The organism is Serratia sp. PAMC26656, from assembly GCF_016469055.2.
Taxonomy (GTDB): Bacteria; Pseudomonadota; Gammaproteobacteria; order Enterobacterales; family Enterobacteriaceae; genus Serratia; species Serratia plymuthica.
The window spans coordinates 5,262,866-5,274,300 of sequence record NZ_CP150486.1 but is presented as its reverse complement, the minus strand read 5'-3'; the positions used below and the strand labels follow the sequence as shown (position 1 = coordinate 5,274,300).

The window sequence follows — 11,435 nt, the reverse complement described above, 5'->3', positions numbered from 1 at the left end:
CTTGAAAGATGAAGGGTATAATCATTTAAATTTGTGCGCTGATGTGCTGTCTGAAACAGAGTACAATCCGCCGCTCTGAATTGTATAAGTAGCTAACTGACGGCATGAAGAAAAACCGCGCTTTTTTAAAATGGGCTGGTGGAAAATACCCGCTGGTTGACGAGATTCGTCGTCATCTGCCGGCGGGCGACTGCTTAATCGAGCCCTTCGTGGGTGCGGGTTCAGTCTTCCTGAACACGGAGTACGACGCCTATATTCTCGCCGACATCAACAGCGATCTTATCAACCTGTATAACATCGTTAAGCTGCGTACGGATGATTTCGTGCGCGATGCCCGCCTTCTTTTCACCGATGAGTTCAATCAATCGGATCGCTTCTACCTGCTGCGCGAAGAGTTTAATACCAGTGCCGATGCCTATCGCCGCGCGCTGCTGTTTCTCTATCTGAACCGCCACTGTTATAACGGCCTGTGCCGGTATAATCTGCGTGGAGAGTTCAATGTCCCGTTTGGACGTTACAAGAAACCGTACTTCCCGGAAGAAGAGCTGTACTGGTTCGCTGAAAAATCCCGCAACGCCACTTTTGTCTGTGAGCATTACCGCGATACCATGGCAAAAGCCGAGCGCGGGACAGTGATATATTGCGATCCGCCGTATGCGCCATTATCGGCGACGGCGAATTTTACCGCTTACCACACCAACAGCTTCAGTATTGCCGATCAGCAAAGCCTGGCGTTAATGGCGCATCAGCTTTCTGTGGAAAGCCAGGTGCCGGTATTGATTTCCAACCATGACACCGAGCTGACGCGTGACTGGTACCAGCATGCCGCGCTGTACGTGGTAAAAGCGCGCCGCACCATCAGCCGTAATATTCTTGGTCGCAGTAAAGTGAACGAGCTTTTGGCGCTCTATCGTTAAACCGGGGTACGCCCCGGCGTATATGCCCAGCGGATTTCAGGTGCAGCCCACAACGCTGCGGCTTGAAACGCGAAGGGTATAACAATTCGAACCCTACGTTTGGAGATTGCGGATGAAAAAGTTTTTAATTGCCCCGTCCATTCTGTCGGCAGATTTTGCCCGGTTAGGTGAAGATACCGCTAACGTGCTGGCCGCAGGCGGCGACGTGGTGCACTTCGACGTGATGGATAACCACTACGTTCCCAATCTGACCATCGGGCCGATGGTTTGCCAGGCGCTGCGCGACTATGGCATCACCGAGCCGATTGACGTGCATCTGATGGTGAAACCGGTCGATCGCATCGTCCCGGATTTCGCTGCGGCGGGCGCCAACTATATCTCTTTCCATCCGGAAGCCTCCGAACACGTCGATCGCACCATTCAGCTGATTAAAGAGCACGGCTGCAAGGCCGGCCTGGTATTCAACCCGGCGACGCCGTTGAGCTACCTGGATTACGTCATGGATAAAGTCGACGTGATCCTGCTGATGTCGGTCAATCCGGGCTTTGGCGGCCAGTCGTTTATCCACGGCACCCTGGATAAGCTGCGTCAGGTGCGCAAGCTGATCGACGAAAGTGGCCGTGATATCCGTCTGGAAGTCGATGGCGGCGTGAAGGTAGACAATATCGCCGAGATTGCAGCGGCGGGCGCGGACATGTTTGTCGCCGGTTCAGCGATCTTCGGCAAGCCGGATTACCGCAAGGTGATCGACGAGATGCGCAGCGAACTGGCGAAAGTGACTCATGGCTGATTTCAGCGTGATCCGCGCTCTGGCCTTCGATCTCGACGGCACGCTGGTAGACAGCGCGCCGGGGTTGGCGGCAGCCATCGATCTGGCGCTGGCCGAAATGGGTCTGCCGCAGGCCGGCGAAGCCCGCGTGGGGACCTGGATTGGCAATGGCGCCGATGTGCTGGTGCAGCGTGCGCTGCGTTGGGCTGAAGTGGAAGCCACGCCGGAACACAACAGTCAGTTGCGTGAGCGCTTCGATCACTTCTACGCGCAAACCGTCGACAGCGGCAGCCGCCTGTTCCCACAGGTGAAAGAAACGCTGGCCCACCTGGCTGCACAGGGTTATCCGATGGCGCTGGTGACCAACAAACCGACGCCGTTTGTTGCGCCGTTACTGACCGCGTTGGGGATTATCGATTATTTCTCGCTGATCATCGGCGGTGACGACGTGGTGGAAAAGAAACCGCATCCGGCGCCGCTGTATCTGGTGCTCGGCAAGCTTGGCCTGCGCGCCAATGAACTGCTGTTCGTGGGCGATTCGCGCAACGATATTCAGGCGGCACAGGGGGCGGGTTGCCCAAGCGCTGCGCTGACCTACGGTTATAACTACGGCGAGGCTATTGCCCTGAGCCATCCCGACCGCGTGTTGGAGCGCTTTGCCGATTTGTTGCCCTCTCTTGGGCTGTCATCTTTAGAGAATCAGGAAATTTAAACATGAGTAAGCCCATCGTATTTAGCGGCGCGCAGCCGTCCGGTGAACTGAGCATTGGCAACTACATGGGTGCGCTGCGTCAGTGGGTTAAGCTGCAGGACGATTACGACTGCATCTACTGCATCGTCGATCTGCACGCCATCACTGTACGTCAGGACGCGGAAAAACTGCGCAAGGCTACGCTGGATACGCTGGCGCTGTATCTGGCCTGCGGCATCGATCCGCAAAAGAGCACCATCTTTGTGCAGTCGCACGTGCCGGAACACACTCAACTGAGCTGGGTGCTGAACTGCTACACCTATTTCGGCGAGCTGAGCCGCATGACCCAGTTCAAAGACAAATCCGCGCGCTATGCGGAAAACATCAATGCTGGCCTGTTCAGCTACCCGGTGCTGATGGCGGCGGACATTCTGCTGTATCAGACCAACCAGGTGCCGGTCGGCGAAGACCAGAAACAGCATCTGGAATTGAGCCGTGACATCGGCCAGCGTTTCAACGCGCTGTATGGCGATGTGTTCAAGGTGCCTGAACCGTTCATTCCCAAGTCTGGCGCGCGCGTGATGTCGTTGCAGGATCCGACCAAGAAGATGTCCAAGTCGGACGATAACCGCAATAACGTGATCGGCCTGCTGGAAGATCCGAAAGCGGTAGCCAAGAAAATCAAGCGTGCGATGACCGACTCCGAAGAGCCGCCGGTGATTCGTTACGACGTGGCGAACAAGCCGGGCGTATCCAACTTGCTGGATATTCTCTCGGGCGTGACCGGCAAAAGCATCGCTCAGCTGGAAGCCGAATTTGAAGGCCAGATGTACGGCCACCTGAAAGGCGCGGTTGCCGATGCAGTATCCGGTATGCTGGGTGAGTTGCAGGAGCGTTATCACAACTTCCGCAATGACGAGGCCTTGCTGCAGCAGGTCATGCGTGACGGTGCGGCCAAGGCGCGTGCGCGCGCCCAAGAAACGCTGGCGAAGGTTTACCAGGCGGTAGGCTTCGTGTCACAGCCTTAATGCTTTGCGCAGATAGAAAAGCGGCCATGAGCCGCTTTTTTTACGTCGGTATCAGGCCATTTGAGCCAGCTTTTGCGGCGTTTCCTGGCTGGAGAACCAGTTCAGCTTGCTGCGCAGACTTACCACGCTGCCGACGATAATCAGGCTTGGGCTGGCGGCCTGTTGGGCCAGCGTTCCCAGTTGGTTCAGCTCGCCTTCGATCACCCGTTGACGGCATGAAGTGCCGTTTTCCACCAGCGCCACCGGCGTGGTCGTGGGCATGCCGTGGGCAATCAGTTGGCGTTGGATATCCGCGGCCTGTGTCAGGCCCATGTAAAACACCAGCGTTTGCTGCCCGGCGGCCAGCGTCGCCCAGTCCAGCCCGCCGCCGCTCTTGGCGTGGCCGGTCACCAGCCGCACGCTCTGCGCATGATCGCGATGGGTGAGAGGAATGCCGCTGTAGGCAGAACAACCGGAAGCGGCGGTAATGCCCGGCACCACCGAGAACGGGATATTGGCATCGGCCAGCGTTTCCAGCTCTTCGCCGCCGCGGCCGAAAATAAACGGGTCACCGCCTTTCAGCCGTACAACGCGTTTACCCTGTTGCGCTTGCTCCAGCAGGATGCGGTTGATCTGCTCCTGCGGTACGCAATGATGGCCCGCGCGTTTGCCGACGAAGATACGCTCGGCATCGCGGCGCACCAGCGTCATGATCTCGTCGGACACCAGCCGATCGTAAACCACCACGTCGGCCTGCTGGATCTGTTGCAACCCCTTGAGCGTCAGCAAGCCGGCGTCCCCCGGCCCTGCGCCCACCAGCACCACTTCGCCGGACTCCTCCGCAGGGCAGTCGAACAACTGTTCGATCTGCCGTTGCGCCAGCGCCTGGTCATCATTGGCCAGCGACTGCGCCAGCCGGTCATGGGCAAACAACTTCTCCCAAAAACGACGGCGGGCACCTGCACCGGTAAAGTGCCGTTTCACCCGTTGGCGCAATGATCCGCCCAGTTGCGCCAGCTTGCCAAGATGCTGCGGCAATACGGCTTCCAGCTTTTCACGCAGCAGCCGCGCCAGCACCGGCGCCTTGCCGCCGGAGGACACCGCGACCATGATCGGGGAGCGATCGATAATCGAAGGCATGATAAAACTGGCGCGTTTGGGATCGTCGACAACATTGCAGAATACCCGTTGCTGGTTGGCGCACTGATAGACCAGCGCGTTGACCTCGAGTCGATCGGTTGCGGCGATGACCAGCCATTTTTCCGCCAGCAATGCCGCGCTGAATTCCCCTTCCACCAACGTAACCCGGTCAAGGGCCGCCCACTCGTGGAACTGGGGGCTGAATGCGCAGGCGTTGACGGTCAGCAACGCGCCGGCGTCCAGCAGCAGGCGCGCCTTGCGTTCGGCGACCTCGCCGCCGCCGACCAGCAGGCAGGCTTTGTGTTGGAGTTGGCAGAAAATCGGCAGGTAATCCATCGGCAAACCTCGAGCAATTGGCAACGGGGGCGCAGTGCGCCCCGGAATATTATGCAGCCTGGCGCGCTGCGGTTTTCTCGGCCTGCGGACGTTCGGCACGCGGGGTGGCGTACCAGTAACCCAGGCCCATCAGGACCGAGCCGGACAGGATATTGCCCAGCGTCACCCACAGCAGGTTATGGCCGATCCCGCTCAGCGTGTAGGCTTCGCTGTGATGGCCGAACCAGGACAGGGCGAACAGCGTCATGTTGGCGACGGAGTGTTCGTAGCCGGAGGCGATAAAGGCCAGCAGGCACCACCAGATGGCGATAAATTTGGCGGCGCCCTCGACGCGAATCGCCATCCAAATGGCCAGGCAAACCAGCCAGTTGCACAGCACGCCCTTGAAGAACAGCACTTCGGCGGGGGCGGTGGTTTTCGCCAGCGCCACAGTATGTACCAGGCTGGTGTCCACCGGCAGCAGGCTGCCGCCACCGTAGTAGTACATCAGTGCCACCAGCACCGACCCCAGCAAGTTACCCAACCAGGTTTGCGGCAGGACTGCCCACATCTGGCTCTGGCGGATGGTACCGGCTTTGACGCCCAGCGTCAGGAACATGATGTGGCCGGTAAACAGCTCGGAACCGGCGATGATCACCAGCGTCAACGCGATGCCGAAGGTGGCGCCCATCACTAATGGCCGAAGGGACGGATCGACCAGATTGCCAAGGGTGAAGATTAAAATGATGCCGAGGCCGACGTAAGCCCCGGCCATCGCCGAGCTGATCCAAAAGCCCAGCGGGCTGTCTTTCGACAGCCTGACGATGCGCGCCGCGTTGGCGGCGCATTTGTTGATGGTATCGGTGAACATGCTGCTTCCCCTGAGGTTAACGTGAAAATATCAGGCCGCGACCTGCACCATGCCGTCGACTACCCGGCTGGTGAAATGCGCAACTGAGCGGCTGTCATCTTCCAGGCAGTAGCCGTCGTGCAGGCGGAAATGCTGTTTTTTCAGCGGGCTGGCGACCCACAGTTCACCCTGATGTTCGGCGATCAGACCGCGTGACAGCACGCTGGCTTGGGCGAAGGGATCGATATTGCTGATAGCAAATACCCGCTCATCGGCATGGGGGCGGAATACCGCCACCTGCTGTTCGCCGATCAGGGCACACACGCCGGTGCCGGGCAGGATATCAGTGACGGGGCAAAGGGTGATCCACTGGCTCATACGTTGTTCTCCTCAGCGTCCAGCAGGGTGACGGGAATGCGTTCATCCGGGCGCGCTGGCCGATGTTGTTCGCGCTCGGCCACGATCTGTACGTTCGGATCGCGCAGGCTGCTGTTGATAAAGTGGGCGAAACGGACCTGGGCCTGCGGATCTTCGACGGCTTCTTTCCACTCGCAGATAACCGCATCGCGCAGGCGGGCGATTTCGGTTTCCAACTGATCGTTGATGCCCAGTTTGTCGTCAATGATCACCTTACGCAGATAATCGATGCCGCCTTCCAGGCTTTCCAGCCACACCGAAGTGCGTTGCAGCTTATCGGCGGTGCGGATGTAGAACATCATGAAACGGTCCAGATAACGTTCCAGCGTAGCGCTGTCGAGATCCGCCGCCAGCAGGTCGGCGTGGCGAGGTTTCATGCCACCGTTACCGCATACGTACAGGTTCCAGCCGTTCTCGGTGGCGATGATGCCGACGTCCTTGCCCTGCGCTTCAGCACATTCGCGGGTACAGCCGGAAACGCCGAACTTCATTTTGTGCGGCGTGCGGATGCCTTTGTAGCGGTGTTCCAGTTTGACGCCAAACCCGACGCTGTCACCCACGCCAAAGCGGCACCAGGTGCTGCCGACACAGGTTTTCGACATGCGCAACGCCTTGGCGTAGGCATGGCCGGTTTCAAAACCGGCGGCAATCAGCTTGCTCCAGATAGCCGGCAGGTCGTCTTTCTGCGCACCGAACATACCGATGCGCTGAGAACCGGTCATCTTGGTATACAGGCTGTATTCCTTGGCAATCTGGCCGACCGCCATCAACCCGTCCGGCGTAATTTCACCGCCGGCGGAGCGTGGGATCACCGAATAAGTGCCGTCTTTCTGGATATTGCCGAGGAAGTTGTCGTTGGTGTCCTGCAACGGCGTGTGCTGCGGTTTGAGCACGAATTCATTCCAGCAGGAAGCCAGCAGCGAGCCGACGGTCGGTTTACAGACTTCACAACCGTAACCTTTGCCGTATTTGGCCAGCAGTGCGTCGAAGGACTTGATGCCTTCAACGCGGATCAGGTGGTACAACTCCTGGCGTGAATAGGCGAAGTGTTCGCACAGATGGTGGTTAACCTCGATACCCTGTTTGCTCAGCTCGGCATTCAGCACCTGGGTGATCAGCGGAATACAGCCGCCGCAGCCGGTACCGGCCTTGGTTTCTGATTTTATCGCCGCGACGGTGTGGCAGCCCATGCCGACCGCCTTGACGATGTCACCCTTGGTGACGTCGAAGCAGGAACAGATTTGCGCGGTGTCCGGCAGGGAATCCACGCCGATGGCCGGCTTGCTGCCCGCATGTGCCGGCAGGATCAGGCCGTCCGGGTTTTCCGGCAGTTCAATGGCGTTCAACGCCAGTTGCAACAGATTGCCGTAGTCGCTGGTATCGCCCACCAACACTGCGCCGAGCAGGGTTTTATTGTCGGCGCTGACGATGATGCGCTTATAGACTTCTTTGCTTTCATCCAGATAAACGTAACTGCGCGCGCCTTCAGTGCGACCGTGGGCATCGCCAATGCCGCCAACGTCCACGCCCAGCAGCTTCAGCTTGGCGCTCATATCGGCGCCCTGGAAGGCATTTTCACGGCCCAGCAGATGATCGGCCGTGACCTGCGCCATTTTATAGCCCGGCGCCACCAGGCCGAAGGTACGCTCACGCCAGGAGGCGCACTCGCCGATGGCGTAAACGTCCGGATCGGAGGTTTGGCAACTGTCGTTAATCACGATGCCGCCACGGCGGGCGGTAGCCAGGCCACATTGGTGAGCCAGCTTGTCCTGAGCGCGGATGCCGGTGGAAAACACGATAAAGTCCACTTCCAGCTCGGTGCCGTCGGCGAACTGCATGGTTTTACGCGCCTGTTCCCCGCCGTTGACGATCTCTTTCGTGTTTTTACCGGTATGCACTTTGACGCCCATGCGTTCGATCTTGCGGCGCAACTGATCGCCACCCATAGGATCGAGCTGTTCGGCCATCAGCATTGGGGCGAATTCAATGACGTGGGTTTCGACGCCCAGGCTTTTCAGCGCCCCGGCGGCTTCCAGCCCCAGCAGGCCGCCGCCAACCACCGCACCGCGTTTGCTGCGGCGTGCGCAGGCTTCGATGGCGTTCAGATCTTCAATGGTGCGGTAGACGAAGCAATCCTGGCTTTCCGAGCCTTTAATCGGCGGGATCCACGGGTAGGAGCCGGTGGCCATAATCAGCTTGTCGTAGTAAAGGGTGCGGCCGGTATTGGAGTGAATGACCTTCTCACTGCGGTTGATGGTAATGGCGCGCTCGCCAACCAATACCTTCACCCCCTGTTTTTCGTAAAAGCCTTCGCGTACCAGCGAAAGTTCTTCGGCAGTATGGTGGGCGAAATAAGAAGACAGGTGCACGCGGTCATAGGCGATGCGCGGTTCTTCACAAAATACGGTGATCTCAAACTGGTCTTTGTCTGCTTTTTCCAGCAGATCTTCGATAAACCGGTGGCCGACCATGCCGTTCCCGATGACAGCAAGTTTGACTCTGCTCATTATTGCCTCAAAATTCTGATTTCCTAGGCTTACCTTATGCCTCCCCGCGGGCAATTTATTGATGCAAATCAAGTGCACCTTCATATACCTCTAATGTGGTATATGGATGATTTTTCTCGATATTTGATAAGTTGCGGTTTTTATTCATCTTTAGCTGAAACGAGCCAGTTACTGCGAACCTTACCCCTGTGGGAGTAGATGAGGGAGTAATAAACCTTCTGCGGCTTTGTCAGCCGGATCCGCTGCCAGTATGATGAATAAAACGAGCCGCAACAGCAGAGGTGAAGGGTGGCCAAGAATCCATTGAAGTTTATCGACAACCTGCGTTTGAGCGGGCATGAAGGGGTGTGGCAGCTGGCCATTGAGCAGGGGCGCATTGCCCATCTGGTGCCACAACCTGAGGGGCAGGAGTGGCGCAGCGACGTGCTTGATGCACAGGGTGGGCTGGCGCTGCCGGCGTTTGTCGAGCCGCATATCCATTTGGACACCACCCAGACCGCCGGACAGCCGGCCTGGAACCAGTCCGGCACCCTGTTTGAAGGCATTGAGCGCTGGGCGGAGCGCAAGGCATTGCTGACCCACGAGGACGTCAAACAACGCGCCTGGCAGACGCTGAAATGGCAGATCGCCAACGGCGTGCAGTACGTGCGTACCCATGTTGACGTCTCCGATCCGACCCTGACCGCGCTGCGCGCCATGCTGGAGGTGAAGCAGGAGGTTGCGCCCTGGGTGACGCTGCAAATCGTCGCTTTCCCGCAGGAAGGCATTATGTCCTATCCCAACGGCGAGGCATTGCTGGAAGAGGCGCTGCGGCTGGGGGCTGACGTGGTGGGGGCCATTCCGCACTTCGAGTTCACGCGCGAATACGGCGTAGAATCGCTGCACAAGGCCTTTGCGCTGGCGCAAAAGTACGATCGGCTGGTGGACGTACACTGCGATGAGATTGACGATGAGCAGTCGCGCTTTGTCGAAACCGTGGCGGCGCTGGCGCTGAAGCTGAATATGGGCGCCAAGGTGACCGCCAGCCATACCACCGCGATGCACTCCTATAACGGTGCTTACACTTCGCGGCTGTTCCGACTGTTGAAAATGTCCGGCATCAACTTTGTCGCTAACCCGCTGGTTAATATTCACCTGCAGGGGCGCTTCGACAGCTACCCGAAACGGCGCGGCATCACGCGGGTGAAAGAAATGCTGGAAGCGGAGATTAACGTCTGCTTTGGCCACGACGACGTCTTCGATCCCTGGTATCCGCTGGGGACCGCCAATATGCTGCAAGTCCTGCACATGGGGCTGCACGTCTGCCAACTGATGGGATACGGCCAGATTGACGACGGGCTGAAACTGATCACCAGCCACAGTGCGCGCACCCTGCACCTGACCGATTATGGCCTGGCGGCGGGCAACAGCGCCAACCTGGTGATCCTGCCTGCGGAAAGTGGCTTTGATGCGGTACGCCGTCAGACTCCGGTGCGCTATTCGATTCGTCAGGGGGCGGTGATTGCCGAGACCCGGCCGGCAGAAACCACGCTGTATCTGGCGCAGGATGAGAAGGTGGATTTCCGGCGCTAAGGCGTGGGCAACAGCCATAAAAAAAGGCGCCTGAGGCGCCTTTTTGATGTCACTGACGACAGATTAGTGCGTCACGTGACCGTGGCTGCGGTGCTTGGTAACGAAACCGAGCAGCAGACACATGACGAACACCGCCAGGTACAGGCCGTTGGCGGTGGTCAGCGCAGCGTGTGCGCCGCCTTTAGCCACGATCGGGCCGGTGACCACGAAGGTCAGCATGGTGCCGATGGTGCCGCAGGTCAGGATGAAGTTAACCAGTTTCGGTGAGGACACCTTGGTTTGCAGCGAGCCTAGGGTGATCAGCGTGGTGTAGATCGCGCTGGAAACGAAGCCCAAAGCCATAATGTAGTAGCCCAGGTGTTCCGGATTGTCGGTGCTGACGAACAGGTACATCGCGCCGGTCGCCAGAGCGGCCAGAACAGTGACGATACGCTGCAAGTCAAAGAAGCGCAGGATAAAGCTGAACACCCACATGCCAAGCATGTACGAGGTCCAGAAATCGCTCACCAGCTTACCGGCCTGGCCGATGTCCATCCCGAAGGACTTGGTGGCGTATTCCGGCACCCATTGGATAAAGCCCAACTGACCGAGGATATAGCACAGAGCGGCGATCGACAGAAACAGCACGCCGACACCCCATTTCTCTTTCGCTACCGGCTGGCCGGCATTGGCGCCTTTGTTGCCCAGCACCGGGAATTCGGAGAACAGGGTCAGCACAAAGATGCCTACGTACAGCAGGCCGATGCAGGCATACACCCAGTACCAGCCGATCTGACGCGCCAGCAGCATCGCGGCGACAATCGGGAAGATCATCCCGGCCATGCTGAAGAAAGAGTCAGTGAACAGCAGGCGCGAACCGCGCTGGCGGCCGGCGTACATATGGGTGATCAGGAAGGTGCCTATCGACATGGTGATGCCGCTGACCACGCCAAGGATAAACATGCACAGGGAGAACATCGTCAGGCTCTTGGTCACCATCAGCCCGGCGACAGCCAGTACCATCAGGATAAAGCCAAACATCAGTTGACGCTTCAGCGGGATGATTTCCATCAACCAGGCGTTGAGGAAGATCGAAATCAAGATGCCGGCGTTAAGGAAAGTAAAGGTGTTGCTCATGCTGGAAACCGGCAGATTAAAGTACTCTGCAATGTTCCCCATCACCATCCCTGTGACGATAACTAAAGCGCCGGTCAGCGCGTAAGAAAAATAGCTGATCCAGGTAAGCCGTAGACGGTTGCTGTCATTCATTA

10 protein-coding genes are annotated in these 11,435 nt (G+C 58.3%); 5 read left to right on the top strand and 5 right to left on the bottom strand.

Annotation, left to right across the window (positions count from 1 at the left end; translation table 11 throughout):
• Positions 1 to 104 precede the first annotated feature (104 nt).
• The 4 genes from dam to trpS all read left to right on the top strand — a co-directional run bounded on the left by dam (position 105) and on the right by trpS (position 3,405).
• Complete coding sequence (gene dam / locus JEM67_RS25760) at positions 105 to 917, top strand: adenine-specific DNA-methyltransferase (protein ID WP_004951307.1); 813 nt, start codon at positions 105 to 107, stop codon at positions 915 to 917.
• Positions 918 to 1,029: 112 nt separating this feature from the next.
• Positions 1,030 to 1,707 carry a ribulose-phosphate 3-epimerase gene (rpe, locus tag JEM67_RS25755; RefSeq protein WP_199638536.1) on the top strand — a complete coding sequence of 226 codons (678 nt, stop codon included), beginning with the start codon at positions 1,030 to 1,032 and terminating at the stop codon, positions 1,705 to 1,707.
• Positions 1,700 to 2,398: a phosphoglycolate phosphatase gene (locus JEM67_RS25750; RefSeq protein WP_199638534.1), complete on the top strand. Its 699-nt coding sequence runs from the start codon at positions 1,700 to 1,702 to the stop codon at positions 2,396 to 2,398. Before rpe ends, JEM67_RS25750 begins: the two co-directional genes overlap by 8 nt.
• A gap of 2 nt (positions 2,399 to 2,400) precedes the next feature.
• Positions 2,401 to 3,405: a tryptophan--tRNA ligase gene (gene trpS, locus JEM67_RS25745; protein ID WP_004951301.1), complete on the top strand. Its 1,005-nt coding sequence runs from the start codon at positions 2,401 to 2,403 to the stop codon at positions 3,403 to 3,405.
• A gap of 51 nt (positions 3,406 to 3,456) precedes the next feature.
• Here trpS and cysG read toward each other — a convergent pair whose 3' ends face one another.
• Genes cysG through nirB form a run of 4 tightly spaced genes read right to left on the bottom strand, consistent with a single transcriptional unit; the run spans position 3,457 to position 8,613 of the window.
• The gene (gene cysG / locus JEM67_RS25740; protein WP_199638532.1) at positions 3,457 to 4,860 is read right to left on the bottom strand and encodes a siroheme synthase CysG; all 1,404 of its coding nucleotides are present in this window, start codon (positions 4,858 to 4,860) and stop codon (positions 3,457 to 3,459) included.
• A 49-nt stretch (positions 4,861 to 4,909) separates the two neighbouring features.
• Entirely contained in the window at positions 4,910 to 5,710 is an 801-nt protein-coding gene (nirC, locus tag JEM67_RS25735) for a nitrite transporter NirC (RefSeq protein ID WP_199638530.1), read from the bottom strand.
• A 30-nt stretch (positions 5,711 to 5,740) separates the two neighbouring features.
• The gene (nirD, locus tag JEM67_RS25730; RefSeq protein ID WP_199638528.1) at positions 5,741 to 6,067 is read right to left on the bottom strand and encodes a nitrite reductase small subunit NirD; all 327 of its coding nucleotides are present in this window, start codon (positions 6,065 to 6,067) and stop codon (positions 5,741 to 5,743) included.
• Positions 6,064 to 8,613: a nitrite reductase large subunit NirB gene (gene nirB, locus JEM67_RS25725; protein ID WP_199638526.1), complete on the bottom strand. Its 2,550-nt coding sequence runs from the start codon at positions 8,611 to 8,613 to the stop codon at positions 6,064 to 6,066. The genes nirD and nirB overlap by 4 nt, the downstream gene beginning before the upstream one ends.
• Before the next feature lie 303 nt (positions 8,614 to 8,916).
• Between nirB and JEM67_RS25720 the strand changes: the two genes are divergently transcribed.
• Positions 8,917 to 10,185: a cytosine deaminase gene (locus JEM67_RS25720; RefSeq protein ID WP_233527850.1), complete on the top strand. Its 1,269-nt coding sequence runs from the start codon at positions 8,917 to 8,919 to the stop codon at positions 10,183 to 10,185.
• Between the two features lie 63 nt (positions 10,186 to 10,248).
• On the opposite strand, the gene tsgA is transcribed toward JEM67_RS25720, so the two are convergent.
• On the bottom strand, positions 10,249 to 11,433 hold the full coding sequence (tsgA, locus tag JEM67_RS25715) for an MFS transporter TsgA (protein ID WP_013814825.1): 1,185 nt from the start codon (positions 11,431 to 11,433) through the stop codon (positions 10,249 to 10,251).
• Positions 11,434 to 11,435: the final 2 nt, after the last annotated feature.

Coding starts and splice junctions, on each gene's coding strand:
- nirD (WP_199638528.1), bottom strand. CDS start 6,067: ATGAGCCAGTGGATCACCCTTTGCCCCGTCACTGATATCCTGCCCGGC.
- dam (WP_004951307.1), top strand. CDS start 105: ATGAAGAAAAACCGCGCTTTTTTAAAATGGGCTGGTGGAAAATACCCG.
- nirC (WP_199638530.1), bottom strand. CDS start 5,710: ATGTTCACCGATACCATCAACAAATGCGCCGCCAACGCGGCGCGCATC.
- rpe (WP_199638536.1), top strand. CDS start 1,030: ATGAAAAAGTTTTTAATTGCCCCGTCCATTCTGTCGGCAGATTTTGCC.
- JEM67_RS25750 (WP_199638534.1), top strand. CDS start 1,700: ATGGCTGATTTCAGCGTGATCCGCGCTCTGGCCTTCGATCTCGACGGC.
- tsgA (WP_013814825.1), bottom strand. CDS start 11,433: ATGAATGACAGCAACCGTCTACGGCTTACCTGGATCAGCTATTTTTCT.
- cysG (WP_199638532.1), bottom strand. CDS start 4,860: ATGGATTACCTGCCGATTTTCTGCCAACTCCAACACAAAGCCTGCCTG.
- nirB (WP_199638526.1), bottom strand. CDS start 8,613: ATGAGCAGAGTCAAACTTGCTGTCATCGGGAACGGCATGGTCGGCCAC.
- trpS (WP_004951301.1), top strand. CDS start 2,401: ATGAGTAAGCCCATCGTATTTAGCGGCGCGCAGCCGTCCGGTGAACTG.